This window comes from Flavobacterium sp. 120, from assembly GCF_003633605.1.
In the GTDB taxonomy this organism is placed as follows: Bacteria; Bacteroidota; Bacteroidia; order Flavobacteriales; family Flavobacteriaceae; genus Flavobacterium; species Flavobacterium algoritolerans.
Genome location: NZ_RBKZ01000001.1, coordinates 3385731 through 3408474, shown reverse-complemented (window position 1 = coordinate 3408474; position 22744 = coordinate 3385731). Strand labels below are relative to the sequence as shown.

At 36.3% G+C, this 22744-nt stretch carries 19 protein-coding genes and 1 tRNA gene; 9 read left to right on the top strand and 11 right to left on the bottom strand.

Annotated features, from left to right (window positions below; all coding sequences use genetic code 11):
* Positions 1 to 204: 204 nt before the first annotated feature.
* Positions 205 to 945 carry a DUF1080 domain-containing protein gene (locus C8C87_RS14640; RefSeq protein WP_121343096.1) on the bottom strand — a complete coding sequence of 247 codons (741 nt, stop codon included), beginning with the start codon at positions 943 to 945 and terminating at the stop codon, positions 205 to 207.
* A gap of 293 nt (positions 946 to 1238) precedes the next feature.
* On the opposite strand from C8C87_RS14640, the gene C8C87_RS14635 reads away from it, so the two are divergent.
* Both C8C87_RS14635 and C8C87_RS14630 read left to right on the top strand, forming a co-directional pair.
* Positions 1239 to 1802, top strand: coding sequence for a Crp/Fnr family transcriptional regulator (locus C8C87_RS14635; protein ID WP_121343095.1), 564 nt, complete (start codon positions 1239 to 1241; stop codon positions 1800 to 1802).
* A gap of 95 nt (positions 1803 to 1897) precedes the next feature.
* On the top strand, positions 1898 to 2965 hold the full coding sequence (locus C8C87_RS14630) for an SDR family oxidoreductase (RefSeq protein ID WP_121343094.1): 1068 nt from the start codon (positions 1898 to 1900) through the stop codon (positions 2963 to 2965).
* Positions 2966 to 3073: 108 nt separating this feature from the next.
* Here the strand turns inward: C8C87_RS14630 and C8C87_RS14625 are convergent, their stop codons facing one another.
* From C8C87_RS14625 to C8C87_RS14595, 7 genes are all read right to left on the bottom strand, one after another.
* Entirely contained in the window at positions 3074 to 3466 is a 393-nt protein-coding gene (locus C8C87_RS14625) for a Dabb family protein (protein WP_199074759.1), read from the bottom strand.
* Between the two features lie 147 nt (positions 3467 to 3613).
* A complete protein-coding gene (locus tag C8C87_RS14620) occupies positions 3614 to 6100 on the bottom strand; it encodes a TonB-dependent receptor domain-containing protein (RefSeq protein WP_121343093.1) in 2487 nt (828 codons plus the stop codon).
* A 149-nt stretch (positions 6101 to 6249) separates the two neighbouring features.
* A complete protein-coding gene (locus tag C8C87_RS14615) occupies positions 6250 to 7002 on the bottom strand; it encodes a LytTR family DNA-binding domain-containing protein (protein WP_121343092.1) in 753 nt (250 codons plus the stop codon).
* Positions 6999 to 8057, bottom strand: a complete 1059-nt coding sequence (locus C8C87_RS14610; RefSeq protein WP_121343091.1) for a sensor histidine kinase — start codon at positions 8055 to 8057, stop codon at positions 6999 to 7001. The genes C8C87_RS14615 and C8C87_RS14610 overlap by 4 nt, the downstream gene beginning before the upstream one ends.
* Positions 8058 to 8319: 262 nt before the next feature.
* Positions 8320 to 9015, bottom strand: coding sequence for a hypothetical protein (locus tag C8C87_RS14605; protein ID WP_121343090.1), 696 nt, complete (start codon positions 9013 to 9015; stop codon positions 8320 to 8322).
* 11 nt (positions 9016 to 9026) lie between these two features.
* Positions 9027 to 9890, bottom strand: a complete 864-nt coding sequence (locus tag C8C87_RS14600; RefSeq protein WP_121343089.1) for an alpha/beta fold hydrolase — start codon at positions 9888 to 9890, stop codon at positions 9027 to 9029.
* Between the two features lie 12 nt (positions 9891 to 9902).
* A complete protein-coding gene (locus tag C8C87_RS14595; protein WP_121343088.1) occupies positions 9903 to 10424 on the bottom strand; it encodes a DinB family protein in 522 nt (173 codons plus the stop codon).
* A gap of 99 nt (positions 10425 to 10523) precedes the next feature.
* On the opposite strand from C8C87_RS14595, the gene C8C87_RS14590 reads away from it, so the two are divergent.
* Complete coding sequence (locus tag C8C87_RS14590; RefSeq protein ID WP_099714018.1) at positions 10524 to 10868, top strand: helix-turn-helix domain-containing protein; 345 nt, start codon at positions 10524 to 10526, stop codon at positions 10866 to 10868.
* Positions 10869 to 11014: 146 nt separating this feature from the next.
* Here the strand turns inward: C8C87_RS14590 and C8C87_RS14585 are convergent, their stop codons facing one another.
* From C8C87_RS14585 to rseP, 3 genes are all read right to left on the bottom strand, one after another.
* On the bottom strand, positions 11015 to 11968 hold the full coding sequence (locus C8C87_RS14585; RefSeq protein WP_121343087.1) for a sugar phosphate isomerase/epimerase: 954 nt from the start codon (positions 11966 to 11968) through the stop codon (positions 11015 to 11017).
* 150 nt (positions 11969 to 12118) lie between these two features.
* A tRNA-Asn gene (locus C8C87_RS14580) sits at positions 12119 to 12192 on the bottom strand.
* Between the two features lie 139 nt (positions 12193 to 12331).
* The gene (rseP, locus tag C8C87_RS14575) at positions 12332 to 13675 is read right to left on the bottom strand and encodes an RIP metalloprotease RseP (RefSeq protein WP_121343086.1); all 1344 of its coding nucleotides are present in this window, start codon (positions 13673 to 13675) and stop codon (positions 12332 to 12334) included.
* A 198-nt stretch (positions 13676 to 13873) separates the two neighbouring features.
* On the opposite strand from rseP, the gene C8C87_RS14570 reads away from it, so the two are divergent.
* The 6 genes from C8C87_RS14570 (at position 13874) to C8C87_RS14545 (ending at position 22686) form a co-directional block, all read left to right on the top strand.
* Positions 13874 to 14944 carry an NADH:flavin oxidoreductase/NADH oxidase gene (locus C8C87_RS14570; RefSeq protein ID WP_121343085.1) on the top strand — a complete coding sequence of 357 codons (1071 nt, stop codon included), beginning with the start codon at positions 13874 to 13876 and terminating at the stop codon, positions 14942 to 14944.
* 103 nt (positions 14945 to 15047) lie between these two features.
* A complete protein-coding gene (locus C8C87_RS14565; RefSeq protein ID WP_121343084.1) occupies positions 15048 to 16088 on the top strand; it encodes a Gfo/Idh/MocA family oxidoreductase in 1041 nt (346 codons plus the stop codon).
* Between the two features lie 181 nt (positions 16089 to 16269).
* Positions 16270 to 17481 (top strand): MFS transporter, encoded by a 1212-nt coding sequence (locus C8C87_RS14560; RefSeq protein WP_121343083.1) that lies wholly within the window; start codon positions 16270 to 16272, stop codon positions 17479 to 17481.
* Positions 17482 to 17966: 485 nt separating this feature from the next.
* The gene (locus C8C87_RS14555) at positions 17967 to 20804 is read left to right on the top strand and encodes a carboxypeptidase-like regulatory domain-containing protein (protein WP_121343082.1); all 2838 of its coding nucleotides are present in this window, start codon (positions 17967 to 17969) and stop codon (positions 20802 to 20804) included.
* Between the two features lie 10 nt (positions 20805 to 20814).
* Positions 20815 to 22164, top strand: a complete 1350-nt coding sequence (locus tag C8C87_RS14550) for a DUF5689 domain-containing protein (RefSeq protein ID WP_121343081.1) — start codon at positions 20815 to 20817, stop codon at positions 22162 to 22164.
* 60 nt (positions 22165 to 22224) lie between these two features.
* Entirely contained in the window at positions 22225 to 22686 is a 462-nt protein-coding gene (locus C8C87_RS14545) for an FKBP-type peptidyl-prolyl cis-trans isomerase (protein WP_099714037.1), read from the top strand.
* Positions 22687 to 22744: the final 58 nt, after the last annotated feature.

Sequence of the window (22744 nt, the reverse complement as noted above, 5' to 3'; positions counted from 1 at the left end):
AACGATTTCAAATATAATAAATAATGTGTCACATCAACACAATGATATAAAAAAACATTGTTAAAATACAGCTATAACTAACTCAAAATATAGGTTTTACGATGGTTGTAATAAGTAAAAGGCATTTTGATTATGAGACAAAAACAAAAAAGACCATCAGTACCGATAGTCTTTTACGTATTATTTTCTATGAATTATGAATGCTTAATTCAACTCTTTTATTTTGATATTTCTTAAAGATACTCCATTTGCCCAATCCTGAAATGCAATTTTACCGCTAGTTGCTTTTCCAAAAGACGGAAATTTTCCCAAATTACTTTCTGCAACTAACTCCTTCCAACGACTGCTCTTCATATCTTCCTGACCCGTTAAAACACCATTTAACCAAAATGTAATTTGGCCATTTTGTTGAAGGATTCGAGAAGTATTCCATTCACCAAATTTTTTTGACTGTACTTTATTTTTTAATGGAGACAAACTATAAATACAACCGGATAAGCGCTTTCCATCTTTCAAATTATGGCTTGAGGCATTTGCATTATCCAACAGTTGGTACTCAGGACCAGTTGTCCAGGCTGTTGGAAACTCGGCTGCTTCCTGAACATTGATAAATACACCGCTATTTCCTCCTTTGGTAATCTTCCACTCAAAAGTCAAATCATAATTATCATATGCTTTATCTGAAACCAGATCTCCACGAACAACTTTTTCTGTATTTGGGTCACATACCAATTCTCCTCCTGCAGCTGACCAAGCCGATTGGATATTTCCTTCATTGTAAAGGTGCCATCCTTTGGTTGTTTTTCCGTCAAAAAGCAGTGCCCAACCCTCTTTGCTTTCTTCTTCTGTCAGCGTATTTTGATTTTCTATTTTCTGGGAATAGGACAGCAAACTTATTGAACACAATAAAATAGCAGACCAAACGGAGAGATTGTTTTCTTTCATTCTTTTACCTTAAAAATTATTTATAAAATTGATATTCTCTTTTCAAAACTGCTTTTTAGAAAAACAACTTAAAAAAACCATTTCCAAATATAAAAAAATAATGCGTCGTTAAAACACAAAGAATATTTAAATCAGTATAAAATTTTTTAGAACTCATTAAAAACAAACCTTTTAACGGGAGATTTTACTTTTTAATGAAAGCTGATGGTTTTCGAATTATACCGAATTAAATGGAAGCCTTTTAATCATTCTTTTTTAATCGTATTTTTATCCGTGTAATAATAAAAGGAGGTATGGAAGAAATTTTAAGAAGACAAATTGAGAAAATTGTACCATTAACAGATGATGAATTTCAATTGGTGCTCTCTCACTTTTCTGTTGGTAAGTATAAAAAACATCAATACATTGTTCAGCAGGAAAATCCTGTTCCGTATGTTCATTTTGTTGTAAAAGGGCTGTTGAAATCTTTTTATATAGACAAATCAGGTAAAAGCCATATTTTGCAATTTGCCATGGAAGATTGGTGGATAACGGATAATCAGGGTTTTTATAATAACCAGAATGCCACACTCAATATTGACTGCTTAGAAGATGCACAAACCTATTATATCACTCTTGATAACAGAGAAAAGCTGTGTGCCGAGTTGCAGAAAATGGAATTCTTCTTTCTGCAAAAAATGACCGCTGGTAATATTGCGCTTCAAAACCGAATTCTATCACTAATGAGCAAGAATTCAGAGGAACGATACACGCAATTTATCCAGTTATATCCAGATTTGATTCACCGCATTCCTAAAACTTTGATAGCATCTTATCTTGGTATTTCAAGAGAAACATTGAGTCGCTTGTCGCATTGATGTGATATAGGTCACAAGTTTTCTGTGAGGTATGTCCTTTATAATCCATTGAATGTTTTCGAATTTTGTACTTCATAAAATTTTAAAATAGAATTATGGAAAATATAGCGTTAGTAGTTGGAGCTACCGGAATAACGGGTAGCAATCTCGCAGAAAAACTTATTGCCAAAGGCTGGACGACTTTCGGTTTAGCCAGAAACCCAAGAAAAGACATTGAAAATCTTCAGCCAGTTGCTGCAGATCTTTTGGATTTGGAGAATTTAAAAATAGCTTTAAAAGATATTTCTCCCACACACATTTACATTACAAGTTGGATGCGTAAGGACTCTGAAGCCGAAAACATACGCGTGAACAGCTTAATGGTCAGAAATCTTCTCGAAGCATTATCGCCTAAAAATTCAGTGCAACACGTAGCGCTTGTTACGGGACTGAAACATTATCTTGGGCCGTTTGAGGCTTACGCTAAAGAAGGATTTTTGCCTGAAACTCCACTTAGAGAAGAGCAACCGCGTCTTGAAATAGAGAATTTTTATTATGCTCAAGAAGATGAAGTGTATGCCGCTGCAGCGCGAGATGGTTTTACATGGAGCATCCACCGCCCGCATACGGTTATAGGAAAAGCGGTAGGCAACTTAATGAATCTGGGAACTACGCTCGCGGTGTATGCCAGTATTTGTAAAGAAACAGGAAAGCCATTTCAGTGGCCGGGTTCAGCAGCACAATGGGATGGACTTTCAGATGTTACGGATGCCAGAGTATTGGCAGAACATTTAATATGGGCTTCCACTACAGAAGCGGCTCGTAACGAAGCATTCAATGTAGTAAATGGAGATTTTTTTCGTTGGAAATGGCTTTGGAAAAAATTAGCGGCATCATTCGGGATTGAAGCAATAGGGTATGATGGCACAATTCATCCACTTGAAGAACAAATGGTAAATGAAGCTCCGGTTTGGAAAAATATTGCCGTTCAATATGCGCTTCAAGAGTCTGATTTAAATAAATTGGCTTCTCCGTGGCATACTGATCTTGACTTAGGGCGACCAATTGAAGTCATGACAGATATGTCTAAAAGTCGTAAACTCGGATTTCCTGTTTTTCAAAGAACGGAAGATTCATTTTACGATTTGTTTGAACAGCTTCGTATTGACCGATTAATTCCGTAGTTATCGAAACTAAAGTAGTGCACATAAAAAAGGGTTTCAAGATTTATTTCTTGAAACCCTTTTTAGTTTTGTTTTTCTTGTGTTGGCAACAGCCAACACCTTCAATATTTATACATCTATAGCATCATAAACCACTACTTTTTCCCATAAATGAGAACAGTTCTTTATAAAATCCTGATGAATAGGGTGGTCCTGATATATTTTTTGTCCGGCTTCATCATCAAAAAACATCAGCTCTGAAACATCCCAAGAAGTGTCTACAACTTCTCGTTTCTCGGTCGAAGCTAAAACGCCCACATGAATTTGACGAATCGTTGGAATTCCCGCCAAAGTTTTCAAACCAGTAATCAATTGCTGTCTATCAGCTTCTGATTGTGGGTTCTTTAACCAAAAAAATACATGGTGCAACAAGAATTTTTTCTTTGGACGCATTGCAAAGCCCATAATACCGGCAACTCCAAATAAAGCTGCGGAACCTATAAATCTTCTTCGTATCATCATTAATTTATTTTTAATAAGGTAAATATCGAAATTTTAAAAATATAAAAGAAAAATAACTCTTTTTATTTGTTTGAATAGCCTTGCATAAAAAAAGGTTTCAAGAGAGTATCTTGAAACCTTTTGGAATTGTGTTCTATTTCTACAGTCTTATTTTATGGCAGGCATACCACCTTGATTGTTTTGATCTCCTTCTTTAAGGTCATCATTATTAACCCCTTTCTTTTTAGCGCCAGTGAAATTCATTGAACCAAAATTATAACTGAATGTAACTCCAAAAGAACGAATTGGAAATTTAAAAGTACTGCTTTGGCTGAAGCCTTGTCCACTTGAATTTTGTTTAAATTCTAAATCCTTTTTGAATGGCGATACCATGTTCAATCCAAAGGATGCTGTTTTTTTCCACAATTGTTTTTTAACTCCAAAAACCATTAAATTAAAAGCTGGACTGGTGCCTTGCAGCGTTTTCTTAGAAGAATTTTGGATTACAAAAGCTTCCGCAGAAATGTCATTTTTAAATTGAAGTGTCCCACTCACGAATGCAGAATATTGTATCGATGTACCATTCGAAGATTGTTCCAGGTTATATAATCCTGTTGGATCTGGTTTGTAGGTAAAGGCATTAAAATTTCCACGTAAAGTCAATATTTTAAATGGATTTACAGAACCGAAAAGACTCATTCCAAACGATTTATTGTTTCCAATATTTTGATAATTAGTGATTGTTCCTGTCTCATCCGACAAAGGTGTTGCAATACCTTCAATTAAGTCTGATGTATATTTATAATAGGCCGAAATATTCAGCGTGCGCTTTTGCGAAAATGTGGAATATCCAAATTCTACAGTTTGTGATACTTCAGGATCAAGGGTTGGATTTCCTTGAGTTTGTGCTTGAATATTTGATTTATTGATAAATGGGTTGAGGTACGTAAAGCTTGGTCTCGAAATACGTTTGCTGTACGTTAATTTTAAAGATGACGATTCTGATAATGCTTTCTGTACTGTAAAACTTGGGATAAATGTCCCGTAGTCAATTTTGAATGGGCTTAAATCGGTTTGCAGTGCATTTGTAGGATCACCTTTGATAGCTGTGTTTTCAAAACGCGCACCCGCCATTACAGTAAAACCTTTAGGTAAAGTAACCGTTCCTACTGTATAAAGCGACGCAACATCCTGATCGTAATTGTATAAATTAGAACTTATTGGGTCAAACACAAATGCATTTTGTGCATCAGGAACATAATTTTGAAAATCACTTGAAATCTTTCTGATGATGGTTTTACCACCAGCTTCCAGTTTGAATTTTTCAGTTACCGGCAAGGTGTAATCCAATTGAAGCGTGTATTCATCATTATTTCCGTCATTATTTGCTTTTTGATTGGTATAAAAACCAGAGTAGATATTTTGGTAATTGGTTTCCACTATATTGTGACTCCATTGTGATGAAAAGGTAAGTTCGTGTCCTTCCTTTGCAAATTTACGGGCATAATTCAGGTTCCAGTCAAATCCTCCAAAAGAGTTTTTTGCGCTGCTTTGTCCCGTATAAACAGTACTATTTGAAGGATTCATATAATCAGTAAACTGATTTTCATTTGTACCTGTTCGTTCAAATCCTCCGTCATTATATCTAAAGGTTGTGCTTAAACTGTTGAAAGCATTAAAATCATATCCTGCCGTTACAGATGCTACTACGCCACTACGCTGCACTTCATTAGTACCTTTGGTTGTCTGTAAACTATTGGCCGTACTGTTGTTCAAAATTTGATTCGATTCGGAATCGGATTCTTGTGGCCAACCATTGTTGAATCCAACATTTGCCGAAAGGCTAAAACGGTTTTTGTTATAATTAATATTGGCATTAAGGTTATTTTGTCTCGTCCCAATACCGCCACTCACGGACCCACTTACTCCTGAAACACTTTTTTGTTTGGTGATAATGTTTATGATTCCGGCAGATCCTTCGGCATCGTATTTTGCAGATGGCGAAGTAACCACTTCGATATTTTTGATTTGGTCAGCCGGTATTGTTTTCAACACATCCGCAAGGTTGGCAGAAGTTGCTCCCGATGGTTTTCCGTTGATAAGCACACGTACATTTGCATCTCCACGAATGGATACATTGCCGTCAATATCCACATTTACCATAGGAACTTTTTGCAAAACATCTGTAGCATTACCGCCACCTGCCGTCAAATCTTTTTCTACGTTGTAAACAATTTTATCAATCTTGTTTGTTACTTGTTGCGTTTTTCCAACCACGACAACTTCTTTCAATGTGTTTGTTTCCGGACTTAGAATTACTTTCCCAATCTCAAGATCCAGTTTTGCATCTGTTGTAATTACGGATGTAATAGTTTTGTCATTGTAGCCAATAAACGAAATGGTGACAGTATAGGTTCCAGCTTCAACTTCACTCAATTTGAAATTTCCGGTAGCATCGGTCAAAACGCCTGTTACAGGTTTCGTTGAGTTAATTTTGAAAAGGCTTACCGAAGCATAATCTACTGGTGCCTGAGTTATCGAATCGATTACGGTACCAGAAATTTTTCCTTTTAAACTGTTCGTTCCGGTAAAATTTTGGGATTTTACTGATAAAACAGCAAAAAGCATTACGGTAATAAGGATGATTTTTTTCATTTCAAGATATTTTAAGTTCCAAATCCACTAGAATTATTTCAATAAATTCGTTTGGATTACGGTACAAAGCAACATCTTAAGAGGAACATATACCAGCACATTCGACAGAGAGGCGGAGAACGTCGACGGAATTTTTACAATTCAAATTTTTAAGCCCAGTCTTGGAAAAATTTCATAAAATTATCTTTGTATTGGTCAGTGACAGCAATGGTGATTTTGTCAATTTGGACGGAGTTTTTTGTAGCGGATTTTATTTTATCAAGCGATACAATATAGGACCTGTGGATGCGCATAAATTTATTTTCAGGAAGCTTTTCTTCCAGTGATTTCATACTTGTCAGTGACAATAAAGGCTTGTTTTCGCTGAGGCGGAATACTTTTACATAATCTTTCATGCTTTCTACATAAATGATATCATCGACTGCGATTCTAACGAGCTGGTATTCAAATTTTAGATAAATGTAAGCAACTTCAGTTTCGGGAATTGGCGGACTGAGTTTTTGTATTTCCTGTTCCGGGTTTCGGATGAGCTCAAAATAACCCAGCGCCTTTGCAACTGATTTGCTGAAATCAACAAAACTAAAAGGTTTTAAAAGGTAATCAAGCGCATCAACCTTGTAACCATCAAGCGCGTACTGGTCAAAAGCCGTTGTAAATATGATTCTTAAATTCCCTTTTACACGGTATTGTTCGACAATTTTTGCCAGTTCAATTCCGTTTATGTCCGGCATTCGAATATCAAGAAAAATTAGGTCAATATCCTGTTCATGGATTGCTTTTAATGCTTCGATGGCATTCGAAAACTGTCCCACTAATAATAAGGACGGCGTTTGTTCTATATAAGAAACTAGAATCTGTAACGCCAGCGGTTCGTCATCAACCGCGATACATTTTAATATCATGAGATTTGTAATTTTAAGATTACCGTGTATTCCATTTGAAGGGTATCTTCATTAGTGGATAATTCATACTTGCCAGGATAAATCAAATCGAGTCTTCGGCGGGTATTGATTAAACCAATTCCGTTGCTTTCTTCTTTGCTTAGGGTTTGATTTTCAAATATAGAATTGCGGACTTCAATTTGGAGAAATTTTTCGGACTGCTCAATTCCGATGTAAATATAGCTTGGATAAATACCGCTTATTCCGTGTTTATAGGCATTTTCGATAAAAGGTAAAAACAACATTGGCGCTACTTCCACATCCTTGATACTTGTAGGTTTTTCAAATATTACCTGCACTTTATCTGTTATTCTCAATTCCATAAGTTTAAGATAATCGGTTACAAAACCTATTTCTTTGCTCAGCGTTGTCAAGTTGTTTTTAGTATCATAAAGCACATAGCGCATCATGTGTGACAAGGTATATATGGCTTCCCGTGCCGGTTGATTTTCGGTACCAGCCAAAGCATAAATACTGTTCAGAATATTGAAAAAAAAGTGAGGATTGATTTGGGATTTCAGGAATGATAATTCCGAAGTGACTTTTTCTTTTTCAAGATTTTGTCGCACTTGGGTTTCCACTTGCAGTTTTTTGGCAACACTTATGACTGTGCTGGCTCCTACAATTAATAAGGTTATTATGATTTCGCTTAAATTTGATATCAAAGCACCTTGCAAGTTATCTTTTTTCGAAATTTTAAAATGCTGATTTAAAATAGCATCAAGGTTTATGAGTGAGTTGAAAGTGTCACTAATGTAAAGAACAGATACTATAAGAATACATATTGCAATAAAGAAAAAGCCGTTCTTACCTTGAAATAAAAGAGTAGGGATGATTATTTTATAGGTAAGATAAAATACGGAAATCCATAAAACATACATGAAGATTTGTTTGATCCAAAATTCCATTGGAAAACTAATATTCATGTATAGCGGCATACTTTGGACTATAAGCAACCCAAGAAAGAGTAAAGCTTTTGAAAAAATCGAAATGTCTTTGACTGAAAATGGTTTCATCCGGTACAATTTAAAAATAAATGTACGGAATATATTAAGTCCTAAAATCGAAATCGGCAGTTTCCTATAGAATATCGACAGATAGCTCTAGTTCATCTGAGAAAAAATAAATGTATTGAGATAAATAGTTGAAAAGTACAAATTTAATCTGGTCAACGAATTTGTGGAAAACATAAAAAGCAATTGCAAATTTTCAGCCATAAAAAAGCCCGACAGTACTGTCGGGCTTTTTTATCCAAAAATCATCAGGTTTAAGAATCAATCATTTCTTCGTCACTTTTAAATCTTTAAAATATCCTATTGTTCCTATTTCAACCCAAAGTGCAATACTGCCAGTTTTAGAAGTTCCCAGCATTTTAGTAACGATAAATGAAGGCGATTTTTGGTTATTGATGTATAAAACTGCCTTTTCATCTTGAAATTCAATACGCACATCAATCCATTCATTTAAACCAATATCAGCATAGGTTTCATATAAACCGTTCGCTTCTTTTCTCAATCGGCTAAAGGTATTTCCCGGATAGGAAAAATACTGAATGGTGTGGTTGCGCCTCAATTGATCATCGGCTCTCCCATTACTTGGACGAAGATAAATAGCATCAAAATTTTTATTTTCCTGATCTACGCGGTATGCTACGCCAATAAATCCGCGCGCAGCAGGAAAAGGAGAATTTTCCATGATTCGGCTTAACATTTTAACTTCAATCGTCCCGTTCTCCATAGCAACATTCGTTAATTTAACGTATGTAGGACCATCCGTTGAAGCATCCAAGTTTTTCTCATCAAAAGGAAAAGCAATTAAATCACGCTCCACTTTTAAGACTTGAACACCGTCCATATTTACGATTTCAGCTTTGGTATTTACAGCTTCAAATTCGTGCTTATCCCAGATAAATTTTTGAGCAAATAGTCCCGTGATTTGTAAAATAAGGGTACTCAATAAAAGTGCTTTTTTCATTTTGAACGGATTTAGTTTTCTTTTATGAACGGAACTATACTTGCCCAGGTGGCGTTAAAATTTATAATAAAAGCAGGATGTCCTGCATTTGGAATAATCGCTAACTGATGATTGGGAATTAGCAATGCGGCATTTAAAACATTTTGTACGGAGTTGCCCTCATCTCGGTCGCCCGCCATCACTAAAACGGGACATTGGATAGCGCCTAATAATTCAGCTCCTACAGTAAGTTGGCTATAACAAGTTGCAATTTGCTGAAACACCTCTTTCAGTCGATTCGGTTCGGGCATTAAGGCACGTTGTTGTGCCCAAAATTCCGCATCCATTTCCATCGCTTGATTGAAGTTGAAACTAAAATCTCTTAATCCGGGATATAAAATACCGGCACCTATCACAATCATTTTTTTAACTTTATCAGGATACATCGAGCCAAATTTATAAGCGGTAAATCCGCCATCACTAAATCCAAGAATCATTACTTTTTCTGAAGTTGCTTTTTGGATTACTGCCAGTACATCATTCGCTCTTTGTTCTAATGTCAATGGTTCGGTTCCTATTTCCGATTTCCCATGCCCACGGGTAGAAACAGCGATTATCTGAAAATCAACTGAAAGACTATCTATGATTTTTGCCATTTCTACGGTTGAACCAAACAATCCGCCATGTAATATTACAATGGGTTGCCCTTTGCCGTATACTTCATAGTAAATTTTGGCATCTTTAGATTGTACATAATGCCCTGCCTGTGGATTATTACCATAGGGAATGGTATTAATTACATTTGGTGGCTGCATAAAATGTCGTAACGGTTTTTGTGCAAACGCACCACAACAAAAAACTACATTTACTAAAAATACCAGTATTAATTTTTTCATTTTATAAATAAATTAAAATAATTTTTCAGCGGGAGGTGTAGCGCCTACTAATCTCAAATAAACCGTTGTTTGAGCTCTATGATGGGTTTGATGTTCAAAACATTTGTTTAAAACCTGCTCTCTGTTCATATCAAATTGTCCGAACAATTTAATAGGCTCCGAAAGTTTTGCATTAGGATATTTTTTGATAGCATTAATAGCAAAATCATAAGAAGCCATTACTTTGGCGGTAACGCTTGCTTTGTTCTCATCACCGGATTTTTCTAAATCTCCGAAACCTACTGGGGGTTTCTCATCGGTTGCGGAACCCACAAAACCATATATCGCATCGCTCAAGTGTAAAACTTGACCTGAGAAAGAACGCATTTCTTTCGTTGGCTTAAAGGAATAGCCGCTTTCAGGCATTGCATCCAGATATTCTTTAGTATAGGCTTTGGCTCTTTCCCAGTCTTTAAGGATATCAGCTGTTGTTGTTTGTGCATTTAAATTGCTCATAGATAAAAATACGGTCAGAAGTAATACAATCTTTTTCATGTTTCTTGTTTTTATAGTTCTTTACAAATTTACAATCATTAGTGTATATTTGTAACCAACAAATTAAATACCGGTAACCAGTAGGTTACTACATATTATATGAGATATATAGAAAACCCTTATGATTGTCCTGTAACAAGAGCCATGTCCATTTTTGGCGGTAAATGGAAGCCTATAATATTGAATTGTATTGGTGAAAGTTCATTGCGGTTCGGGAAACTGAACCAATTAATGCCTGCTATTTCTAACAAAGTGCTTTCTAATGAATTAAAAGAATTAGAGACTTTAGGATTAATTGAACGAAAAGAGTTTAAAGAAAGCCCGCAAAGAGTAGAATATACATTGTCTGATTCGGGGAAAAGTTTGATGCCTGTTTTGCATGAAATCGCAAGCTGGGGTAATTCGAATGAAGCAAAAAAGATTGTTACCGAAATGGTGAAGTAGAAAACCCAATCCATAATTGCGGTCAACAAATTCTTTAAAATTTCAATCCCTGAAAAATCAGGAATCCCTAATTTCTGTGCATAAAAAAGCCCGACATTGTTGTCAGGCTTTACAGTTCTCTTTCTAAGAAAAAAGCCTATATAAATTTAAAGTGACTTTAAATAATCAATACTTTTTTTCAATGCTATTTCAGGTGATTGTACCATATCTTGTTCCACGAAGAAATGCTCCACACCATTTTGTTTTGCAGCAGTAAGTATTGTAGGCAAATCTAGCACACCTTCACCACAAGAAGTCATGTATGGAAAAAGACTAATCCATTGTGATGCATCGCCACCATCTCCTGCAAATCTTTTAGCTTCTTTCATGTCTTTTATATGGACCATTTTATACCTGTCTTTGTGCTTTTTAAATAATTCTACAGGATCTGCTCCGCCGGCTATTGTCCAATAAAGATCCATTTCAAAATAAACCATGCTAGGGTCAGTTTGGTCAAAAATAATATTTAACGGCATTACGCCATTCACATTGTTTAAACCATAACCATGATTGTGATAGGCAAAACGAATTCCTTCTTTCTTGGCTTCAGCACCAATCGAGTTGAATTTTTCTGCTACTCGTTTATAATCGTCCAAGTTTTTCCTTTCAGCATCTGGAATGGAAGGTAGTACCACATATTTTGCGCCGATTAAATTAGCGGCTTCCGCCAATGGACCCATATTATTTGATAGTGTATCTAAATCAGTATGCATGGCAGGAATACTAATGCCATTTGATTTCGCTGCTTTAAAAAAATCAGCAGCAGTTTTGTTGAAGAAGCCGCTCCCTTTAAATCCTAGTTGGGGTGTAACGGCATTCCATGAAGCTTTTGCTTTTTCAGTACTGAATTCATAAGGACCGAAACATTCCACTTCTTTGTATCCCATTTTAGCTAACATAGCAAAAGCACCATCAAAGTCATTCTCTAACATTTTTGGTATAGAGAATAAACCTAAGCCTGCTTTATTGATTAATGGAGTTTTGGCAAACAGTTCATTTGCGTTTACTAAAGAGGCCACAGAAAACAGGGCAGTACTTTGAAGAAATTGACGTCGTTTCATAGTAAATAATTTAGAACCTCTAATTTATCAATTATTTGGTAATAAAAATTATTTTATATAAAAGTGATGTCTTTTTTCGAAATTTAAAAATCAGGAATCACTAATTTTTGGACATAAAAAAAGCCCGACATTGCTGTCAGGCTTTTAAAGCTCCCTCTCTTGGGCTCGAACCAAGGACCCTCTGATTAACAGTCAGATGCTCTAACCAACTGAGCTAAGAAGGAAACTGTATATTTTTATTCTGATAATGAATGAACGTTTTTTTGTTGCTTATTGGTGAAGTGTGTTTCACTTGTAAAGCGGTGCAAAGATAGGGCTTAATTTGATTTTCGCAAGCAAAAATTAAAAAAAAATTAATTTTTTTTACTTCCCTACAATTGACTTGTAAATGTCGTTTCCGTTAGCGAATAATAACAGTGTTATAAGTAATACGAAACCAACCATTTGCGCATTCTCTAAGAATTTATCACTTGGTTTTTTACCGCTGATGATTTCATATAATAAAAACATTACATGCCCACCATCAAGTGCCGGAATAGGTAATAAGTTCATTACACCAAGCATAATGGATAATAAAGCGGTGATGTTCCAGAAAACTTCCCAGCTCCAAGTATTAGGAAAAATATCAAATATCGCTTTAAAACCACCTACTTGTTTGTAAGCGCCCGTACTTGGACTGAAAATCATTTTCAATTGTTTTCCATATCCTAATAATTGATCTTTTCCTTTAGTAATCCCAACCGGAATAGATTCCATGAAACTAAATTCCTGTTTGCTGATTTTATAGTATCCCAGTTTCTTTAATGATTCCATTCCTAAGCTTCCGATGCCAATGCCTAATGTTGCATCTTTAGAAACAATAAGTTGCAACGGAACTTGTTTTTCATCTCTTAAAACAACAGCCGAAATAGTTTTGTTTTTATTCTTTTCCAAAACCGAAGTTACCTGATCATAATATTTGGTCGATTGTCCATTTAAAGACAAAATAATATCTTTTGGTTGTAAATTAGTATTCAATGATCCTTCAGAAATTGAAGTTATGGCAAATGGTTTTCTAATCGAAACCAAAGTACCTTTTTCTAACTTAGACAATTGATCCACAAAATCAACCGGTATTTTTATAGTTTGCTCTATTCCATTTCTTTCAATCAAGACTTGTTTAGCCATGATGATTTTGATATTCATCTCATTGTCATACTTGATGATTTTTTCACCATCAATAGCAATAATTCTATCTCCAGTTTGAAAACCTACTTTATTCATTGCTGGATTCTCAATCAAAAGTCCGTCTTTCAAATCTTCATTAGCAATATAAGTATCGCCATAAGCAAATGCCATTCCGATATATATAATGAAAGCCAAAATAAAATTGACGGTAACACCACCCAACATAATAATCAAACGTTGCCATGCCGGTTTAGAACGAAATTCCCATGGTTGCAGAGGTAAAGCCATTTGCTCCTTGTCCATACTCTCGTCAATCATTCCGGAAATTTTTACATAACCGCCCAAAGGCAACCAACCGATACCGTATTCAGTTTCGCCAATTTTCTTTTTTATAAGGGAATATTTAACGTCAAAAAACAAGTAGAATTTTTCGACTCTGGTTTTAAACAGTTTAGCAGGAATAAAATGTCCTAATTCGTGAAGTATAATAAGTAATGATAAGCTCAATAAAAATTGAGAAAGCTTGATAACTATGTCCATTTTTTAATTTTAGTTCTTTTACAACTCACAAAAGTAAGGTTTTCTATTTGTTTATTTTACAATAATTGTTCCATACCATTTTAAATGTTTGTTAATTAATAGAAATTCAATTCCTAGTTTGGTAGTTGTCCCTTAACTTTACTTTTCCAAAAAGGAAATTTCCTTTATCTTCACTTAAATTATATTAAAATAAAAGGTATGTCATCTCAATTGTTTTCACCACTCCAAATAAAGAGCATTACGCTCAAAAATAGAATTACAATTTCTCCCATGTGTCAATATTCTGCTCAAGAGGGCTTTGCCAATGATTGGCATCTTGTACATCTGGGAAGTCGTGCTACCGGTGGAGCAGGATTAATTATTCAGGAAGCGACTGCAGTTTCTCCCGAAGGTCGAATTTCTCCGGGTGATTTAGGACTTTGGAAAGACGAACAAATCGAAAAAATGCAGCAGATTAATCAATTTATTATCAGTCAGAAATCCGTTCCCGGAATCCAATTGGCGCATGCTGGAAGAAAAGCAAGCGCTGCGGCTCCTTGGGAAGGCGGAAGAAAACTAGACGATTCACAAGATGGTTGGAATACTGTTGCGCCAAGTGCTGTAGCGTATCATGACAATGAAAAAACACCTATAGCATTAGATAAAACGGGAATTGAAAAAGTAATTTCCGACTTTAAATCATCCACTAAAAGAGCGGTTCAAGCCGGTTTTCAAGTGCTGGAAATTCATGCAGCTCACGGCTATTTGTTGCATCAGTTTCTTTCGCCTTTGTCCAATTTTAGAACGGATACTTACGGTGGAAGTTTTGAAAACCGAATCCGTTTGACACTCGAAGTTGTGGATGCAGTTCAATCGGAATGGCCGGAAAATTTACCGTTATTCGTTAGAATTTCGGCAACAGACTGGGCAGAAGGCGGATGGAATGCTGAAGAATCAGTGCAACTTTCGAAAATATTAAAAGAAAAAGGAGTGGATTTAATCGATGTTTCTTCGGGAGGATTAGTCTCACACCAGCAAATTCCGTTGGGACCAAACTACCAAGTTCCTTTTGCGGAAAGCATAAAAAAAGAAACCGAAATTTTGACTGGCGCAGTTGGTTTAATCACCGAAGCCGCTCAAGCCGAGGAAATTATTGCTTCTGGAAAAGCAGATTTGGTCTTGTTCGCCAGAGAATCCCTTAGAAACCCAAATTTAGGATTGAAATTTGCCGAGGAACTTCAGGCGGATATTCAATGGCCTAAACAATACGAAAGGGCTAAAATTAAATAACAAAACCCATTTTTTCGATGAACTTATATTCGTTAAGTGATTAAAATTTGAGTATAAGTCTTAAGATTAAAAAGTATAAATTCGTATTTTATAAAATAATACCATGCAAAAAATAAAAACTGCTTTGCTTTCCTACGGAATGTCCGGAAAAGTATTTCATGCTCCTTTTTTAAATTTTCATCCCGGATTTGAACTGCTTGGTTCTTGGGAACGAAGTAAAAAATTAATTCATCAGGATTATCCTTCGGTGAAAAGTTACGCCACGATAGAAGAGTTATTGCAAGATGATGTTGATTTAGTGGTAGTCAATACGCCCGTAGATACACATTATGAATATGCCAAAAAAGTGCTGTTGGCTGGAAAACATGCTTTGGTCGAAAAAGCATTTACCACAACCGTTGCCCAAGCGCAGGAATTAGCGGCTTTGGCCAAAGAAAAAGGATTGAAACTGTCCGTTTTCCAAAATAGAAGATGGGACAGCGATTTCAAAACGGTACAAAAAATCATTTCAGATAATGTGCTTGGCGAAATTGTGGAAGCCGAATTCCATTTTGATCGCTACAATCCGATTTTAAGTCCAAAACAACACAAGGAAACGGCGAATTCGGGTGCTGGAATTCTGAAGGATTTAGGACCACATTTAATTGATCAGGCGTTGTGTTTGTTTGGTTTGCCTCAATCGGTTTTTGCGGATATTCGCATCACACGGGAACATTCTTTGGTAGATGATTACATTGATATTTTACTGTATTATTCCCATTTCCGTGTCCGATTAAAAGCTGGTTTTTTTGTTCGCGAAGCCATTCCGTCTTTTGTGGTTCATGGCAAGAAAGGTTCTTTCCTAAAAGCGCGTGGCGATGTACAAGAAGACGAATTAAAATTAGGAATGAAACCGAACTTGGATACTTGGGGAACGGAATCTTCAGATAAAAAAGGACTTTTACACACAGAAATAAATGGCGAAATTGTAAAAGAATATATCCCAACTCTTCAGGGGAATTATTATGACTTTTTTGACGGCGTTTACAATTCAATTACACAGGATGCTATGGAACCTGTAACGGCTCAAGATGGCGTTCATGTGATGCAAATTATTGAAGCAGCCATTCAAAGCAGTGCTCAGAAAAAAGGGATTGATTTGTAAAATCAACTATCAATTACCAAGTATAAAAGGAATTCGCGAATTCGCGGCCATCACTTTTTATAGCAGTAATCTGTATTTTTATAAACAATAACGATGTATTTTTTTTCTTATGTGTTGTTTTGACACAACCAATGATTGGATTTTGTAATTTTGATAAATCAAATTTCAAAATCCAATTATCTTGATAGACTTAAATTTTATATCCCGATTTAGAACCAAAGCAAAATTTAAAAAAACATATAAAGACGCTAAGATTTCCTATTTGAAAAGAACGCGTTGGGCAGTTTCCATGTTTTATTTTGCAATGGGTTTGTGTTTTGCCACTTGGGCAAGCCGCATTCCGGATATTAAAACAGCATTACAGTTAAGTGAAGGAGATTTAGGAAGTATTTTATTTGCATTACCATTAGGACAACTGGTTGCTATGCCTTTTTCCGGTAAATTGGTCACTCGTTTTGGAAGCCATCGTATTCTTATAGCATCCCTGCTTTTTTATGTTTTATGTTTGACTAATTTGGGCTTGGCTGCTCAGGCTTGGCAACTTTCATTGGGTTTGTTTTTATTTGGGATTTTTGGTAATTTATCGAATATCGCTGTCAATACACAAGGTGTTTATACCGAAGTCCTTTTCAAAAAAACCATCATGTCTTCTTTTCATGGAATGTGGAGTTTTGCCGGATTCACTGGAGCTTTAGTAGGTTTAGGAATGCTGGCTTTGGAACTTAATCCATACCAACATTTTTTAATCGTTGCGGGAATCGTGCTTTTGATGATTGCTTTCAATTATAAATTTTTAATAAAAGCGAAAGAAACCGTCAAAACCGAAAAGAAAAAACTCTTTTCAAAACCGGATAGTGCCTTAATTTGGCTTGGTATCATTGGTTTTTGTTGCATGGCAAGTGAAGGAGTTATGTTTGACTGGAGCGGTGTTTATTTCAAAGATGTCATCAAAGCACCCGGACCATTAGTGATTTTGGGATACACTTCCTTTATGATTATGATGGCGGGCGGACGATTCCTGGGAGATGGTCTTATCCATAAATTTGGTCGAAAAACCGTTTTGCAAATCAGCGGAATCATGATTTCCGCAGGGCTTTTTACAGCAGTATTTTTCCCGTTTGTCATCCCCGCAACCATTGCATTTATGTTTGTTGGTTTGGGAGTTTCCACGATTGTGCCTACCGTTTACAGCGTTGCCGGAAAAAACCCGAACGTTTCTCCCAGTGTAGCGTTAACGACAGTTTCCAGTGTCAGTTTCTTGGGTTTTCTTATGGGACCGCCTATTATCGGTTACATCGCTGAGTTGTCGAGTCTAAGGTTTTCATTTGCTTTTATTGGTATTTTTGGGATTTTCATCGCAATTATGGTATCGAGAATCAAAGCAATTGAGTAAATAGAAGTATTAGGAGCACTACATTTTGTTTCCATAACAACACATCCTCCCGCTGTGCGCAGTATCTTTTTTTAAACGCAACCCATTCGCATTCCAAACGATGAATGAATTCAAAGCGTTTATAAAAAAGGATACTTGCTTCCATCGGGGCTAATTACTACTTTTTTTGTTTTTATAAGAAAAATTTTATTTAAAAATCAATTGTATACTATTTTTTTGTATATTTAACATTATAATTCTTTCAATAAGAAATTTCAAATACCACTCTTTATAAGTATACCCATTGGGATTTACGTCCCATATTTCCAAAATCCATTTTTAATTATTTTAAGCTGTTGTCTCATTTTGGATGACGCTTTCTATGCTTTTTGTTCAACCGTTGAAAACAAATTTCAACGGTTGAACTTCTTGCTAGGAATAATAAAAAGAAAATCCTCTCGACCGCAATTTTAGTGACTATATACCATCACCATACATTTGAATATATGAATAAATTTTACATGGGTTTTTTCTTTATCGTTCAAGTAGGATGCGTTATAGCACAAAATAATACGGGATTTTTCGGTAAAGTTATCGAGTCCAAAACACAAAATCCGTTAGGGTTTGTAGTCGTTAGTGTTCAAAACACTACTTTAATGCAACTCACCAAAGCCGATGGTAATTTCAGTTTTCAAACCGCTCCTTCGGGAAATATATTGCTGCTTATTCACAGTCAAGGTTTCAAAGATGGCTTGTATCCTATAGAAATTATCGAAGGGAAAATGCTGGATTTAGGAACCATAACTTTAGAAGAAGATCAATCCACAGAACAACAAAATAGTATCATCACACTTATCGAAAGTGATTTTAGCGATGACAACAGCAGTTCCGAAAGCACTTCCGGGCTCTTACAATCGTCCCGCGATGCTTTTTTGCAAGCCGCCGCTTTCAATTGGGGGCAAGCCCGTTTTAGAGTTCGAGGATTAGACAGCGAACATTCCACGATGATGATTAATGGCGTTTCCATGAATAAAATTTATGATGGAAGACCGCAATGGGGCGAGTGGGGCGGATTGAATGATGCGCTTCGCAATCAGGAATTTACATTGGGAACAGCACCTTCGGATTATACGTTTGGCGGTATTTTAGGAACACAGGAAATTAACACACGAGCCTCTATTTACAGACCGGGTTCCCGAATTTCATTTTCATCAACCAATACTAATTACAGTTGGCGCACCATGGGAACGTATGCTTCCGGAATGAATTCCCGCGGTTGGGCTTTTGTAGTTTCGGCAGGAAAGCGCTGGGCGCAAGAAGGCTACTTTGAAGGGACAAATTATGATGCGAATTCCTTTTTTATAAGTCTCGAAAAAAAATTAAACGAGAATCATTCGTTGAATCTGACGGCAATGTATACCCCTAATTCCAGAGCCAAAAACTCTCCAAACACTGCCGAAGTTATGCAATTGACCAGTGTGAAATACAATTCGTATTGGGGTTTTCAAGATGGTGAAAAGAGAAATGCCCGCATAAAAACCATTGAAGAGCCCACAATAATGCTAAATCATTATTTTAAAATCAATGATAAAACCAATCTGAATTCGAGTGTGATGTATCAATTTGGAAAAATTGCCAACAGCAACATCGATTATCAAAATGCCAATAGTCCAGACCCCACGTATTACAGAAAAATGCCTAGTTATTACAGCTCACTTTATGCGCCGGATAACGGAGAATTTTCGGGAGCATTTACTCCAGATTATGAAAATGCGGAGAAAAGCAAAGCAGAATTTTTAGCCCATTCGCAAATCGATTGGACGGCTTTGTACCAAGCCAATCAAAATCCAGTTTTGGATTCCAACGGTACAATTTCAGGTTATGAACCCACAAAAAGCAAGTACGTTTTGTATGAAGATCAAGTGGAAGACCAAATGGCGGTTGCCACAACAAATTTGAGTGCGCAACTGTCAGAAAACATTTTTTTGAATGCTGGAGCATCATTCAAAAAATTGAAATCGCATAACTCACAAAAATTGTTGGACTTGCTTGGTGGTTCCTATTTTGAAGATATCGACGCTTTTTACAGCGGAAACCAATCCCAATCGGATTTGAATAATCCAGACCGCCAAGTAGTTGTTGGGGATACGTATGGGTACAATTATAATTATTTTGCCAATACTTTAGAGGCTTTCACGCAATTTAAATTCACGTACAATAAACTAGATTTTTATCTGGCTCAAAATTTCTCCACTGTAAATTATCAGAGGGAAGGTTTGTACAAAAACGGAATCTACGAAACGAATTCCTTCGGGAAAAGTGAGAAAGTAGCGTTTGAAAACTTTGGCTTCAAAGCCGGGTTTAACTTGAAAATTTCCGGAAAACAGTTGGTGACTTTCAATGCGGCGCATTTGACCAAAGCACCTTCTCTGAGAAATACTTTTGCAAATTCCCGATTGAATAATTCAATTGTTGACGGACTCGAAAGTGAGAACATCAGCAGTTTGGATGCCAGTTATGTCTATCGTTCTCCAAAACTAAAAGCCCGACTGACAGCCTATTATTCCCTGATTAAAAATGCGACTCAAATTTCCTTTTTTTATGCCGAAGGGATTTTTGATGATGGCGCGGGTTATTTAAACACTGATGCTTTTGTGAGTCAGACTTTAACGCAATTGAACAAGAAGAATATGGGTGCAGAATTCAGTTTGGAATACCAATTAAGCCAAACGTTTAAAACTACTTTTTCAGCGGCTTTTGGGGAATATACGTATGACAATAATCCACATGTGACGTTGACAAACGATGCCGAAGCTTCATTGGAAAACACCAGTCCGGTTTTTGATTTTGGAACAGCCTCACTCAAAAATTACAAACAAGCAGGAATGCCACAGCGAGCGTATTCCGTGGGAATTGAATATCGAGATCCAAAATATTGGTGGATTAGTGCCAATATGAATTACCTCACCAATAGTTACATTGATATTTCGCCTATTTCCAGAACTGAAATATTTTATAAAAATCCTGCAAGCGGTTTTAATTTCCCGGAGGCAACCGAGGAACGTGCAGCAACACTATTAAAACAAGAAGAATTTGACCCAACGATGTTGCTCAATCTTGTTGGTGGAAAATCATGGCGCATTTATGGAAAGAATGTTGGAATTTTTGCCAGCATCAATAATGTGCTGGATGTTACCTATAAAACGGGCGGTTATGAACAAGCCCGAAATGCTAATTTCAGACAAATCAATCAGGATGTTTCCAGTGGTACGCCTTCTTTTGGACCAAAATATTTCTACGGATACGGAAGAACGTATTTCGTGAATCTTTATATCAATCTTTAAATTAAAGCATATGAAATCAACATTTTGTAAATTATTTTTACTGTTGACAATTACTTTCAGCAGTTGCGTAACGGATGAGGTTGCCGCTCCACAACTCATTTGTACGCAACCGGATTTAATTACTAATACAACGGTAAGCGAAGTTCACGCGGTTACAAATGCGATTGTAACCCAATATAAATACGATGACATTATCGAGGCGTATGTGGTTTCCAGCGATGAATCGGGGAATTTTTTCAAGTCGATTTCCTTTCAGACTTTGGCAACAGCCACAACACCTGCGATAGGATTTAGTGTTCCCGTGGATGCTACAAATTTGTACATTGATTACCGATTGGGCAATAAAGTATACATAAAGTTGAAAGACCAATACACGGATATTTCGTTTGGAGGGATGCGCATAGGAAGCATTTTTGTGAATTCCTATAATGAAGGCGGAGTGGGGCGGCTTTCTCAAAATGAGTATAAAAAAGTGCTGAATGCGTCGTGTACGAATGTAAAAGAGGAGGTTTTGGTTCGGTCTCTGACTATGTCAGAATTACTGAATGATTCTAACTTGAATACGTTGGTTGAGTTATCTGATGTTCAGTTTTCAGCTGCCGCAATAGGACGCCATTATTTTGAAGAAACGAATAATGTTGGCGGTGCGACAAATTGGAGTTTGGTGGATAAACTAGGGAATCAAGTGTATTTTAGAACGAGTAGTTTTTCTGATTTTGCGACTAAATTAGTCCCTAATGGCAGCGGAAAAGTAAGAGGAATTTTGACGAAATACGGAAGTGATTACCAATTATTACCGCGTTCCGAAAAGGATGTGGTAATGACCGGAAGCAGAGCGACTCCTTTTTTCTCCCAAGATTTTGAAACGGTTGAAAACAATGTTAAACTAAATCTTCCCGGCTGGGCTAATATTGTCCAAAAGGGAACGCTTTTCTGGAAAGGCACTGTTTATTCCGGAAACGGTTATGCCGAATTTAATATCACAGGAACCAAAGTCGTTTCGAATGTGGCTTGGTTGATTTCGCCAAAAATAGATATGGAGGTTCATACGAAAGAAGTCTTGACTTTTAGAACTGCTCAGCATCACTTAGATGTTGATTCCCAGTTAAATTCTTTGGAAGTTTATGTTTCCAGTAATTTTGACGGGTTGAATATTACTACCGCAATTTGGACTCCGTTAGTTGTTAATTTGCCTAAACAGGCTACGCCTTGGTATCAATTTGTAGGAAGCGGCGCTGTAGATTTATCTTCGTACAAAGGTAAAATCAACATTGCTTTTAAATATACGGGTTCCGGTAAAAACCTGGCTTTGGATGGTGCTTTTCAAGTAGATGATGTTCAGGTTTTTGGAGACAAATAATTTTTATTAAAGGCTTTACTTGAATTACTATATTTGCAGCCTTAACATTTAAATTAAATTATGAAATCTACTTTATTAGCCCTAATTTCTTTATTATTTGTTTCTTGTTTATCAGATAATGAAGCATCTAAACCTGTTGATTACACCGTTCAAAACGAAAAAGAAATCGTGGATTACGTTGCCAAAAATAAATTGACTGCCACAAAAACCGATTCAGGATTGTATTATGTGATTAATGAAGCTGGTGATGGAGAACAACCTACCGCAACCTCTAATGTGACAGTTGCGTACAAAGGGTATTTTACTAATGGAAATGTTTTTGATCAAAGTAATGCTTCAGGAATTTCATTTGGTTTAAACCAAGTGATAAAAGGATGGACGGAAGGAATCCCTTATTTTAAAGAAGGCGGAAGCGGAATCCTTTTGGTACCTTCTCATCTTGGTTATGGGAGTAATGATTACAGTAGTATTCCCGGAGGTTCTGTACTTATTTTTGAGGTAAAACTTATTTCAGTGAATTAGTTTAAGGCTATGATAAAATCAAGAAAGGCTGTCTATTTGGACAGCCTTTTCTTAGTTA

What these genes read in the sequence shown, in the direction of transcription:
- C8C87_RS14640 (WP_121343096.1), bottom strand. Translation starts at nt 945, where the DNA reads ATGAAAGAAAACAATCTCTCCGTTTGGTCTGCTATTTTATTGTGTTCA.
- C8C87_RS14635 (WP_121343095.1), top strand. Translation starts at nt 1,239, where the DNA reads ATGGAAGAAATTTTAAGAAGACAAATTGAGAAAATTGTACCATTAACA.
- C8C87_RS14630 (WP_121343094.1), top strand. Translation starts at nt 1,898, where the DNA reads ATGGAAAATATAGCGTTAGTAGTTGGAGCTACCGGAATAACGGGTAGC.
- C8C87_RS14625 (WP_199074759.1), bottom strand. Translation starts at nt 3,466, where the DNA reads ATGATGATACGAAGAAGATTTATAGGTTCCGCAGCTTTATTTGGAGTT.
- C8C87_RS14620 (WP_121343093.1), bottom strand. Translation starts at nt 6,100, where the DNA reads ATGAAAAAAATCATCCTTATTACCGTAATGCTTTTTGCTGTTTTATCA.
- C8C87_RS14615 (WP_121343092.1), bottom strand. Translation starts at nt 7,002, where the DNA reads ATGATATTAAAATGTATCGCGGTTGATGACGAACCGCTGGCGTTACAG.
- C8C87_RS14610 (WP_121343091.1), bottom strand. Translation starts at nt 8,057, where the DNA reads ATGAAACCATTTTCAGTCAAAGACATTTCGATTTTTTCAAAAGCTTTA.
- C8C87_RS14605 (WP_121343090.1), bottom strand. Translation starts at nt 9,015, where the DNA reads ATGAAAAAAGCACTTTTATTGAGTACCCTTATTTTACAAATCACGGGA.
- C8C87_RS14600 (WP_121343089.1), bottom strand. Translation starts at nt 9,890, where the DNA reads ATGAAAAAATTAATACTGGTATTTTTAGTAAATGTAGTTTTTTGTTGT.
- C8C87_RS14595 (WP_121343088.1), bottom strand. Translation starts at nt 10,424, where the DNA reads ATGAAAAAGATTGTATTACTTCTGACCGTATTTTTATCTATGAGCAAT.
- C8C87_RS14590 (WP_099714018.1), top strand. Translation starts at nt 10,524, where the DNA reads ATGAGATATATAGAAAACCCTTATGATTGTCCTGTAACAAGAGCCATG.
- C8C87_RS14585 (WP_121343087.1), bottom strand. Translation starts at nt 11,968, where the DNA reads ATGAAACGACGTCAATTTCTTCAAAGTACTGCCCTGTTTTCTGTGGCC.
- rseP (WP_121343086.1), bottom strand. Translation starts at nt 13,675, where the DNA reads ATGGACATAGTTATCAAGCTTTCTCAATTTTTATTGAGCTTATCATTA.
- C8C87_RS14570 (WP_121343085.1), top strand. Translation starts at nt 13,874, where the DNA reads ATGTCATCTCAATTGTTTTCACCACTCCAAATAAAGAGCATTACGCTC.
- C8C87_RS14565 (WP_121343084.1), top strand. Translation starts at nt 15,048, where the DNA reads ATGCAAAAAATAAAAACTGCTTTGCTTTCCTACGGAATGTCCGGAAAA.
- C8C87_RS14555 (WP_121343082.1), top strand. Translation starts at nt 17,967, where the DNA reads ATGAATAAATTTTACATGGGTTTTTTCTTTATCGTTCAAGTAGGATGC.
- C8C87_RS14550 (WP_121343081.1), top strand. Translation starts at nt 20,815, where the DNA reads ATGAAATCAACATTTTGTAAATTATTTTTACTGTTGACAATTACTTTC.
- C8C87_RS14545 (WP_099714037.1), top strand. Translation starts at nt 22,225, where the DNA reads ATGAAATCTACTTTATTAGCCCTAATTTCTTTATTATTTGTTTCTTGT.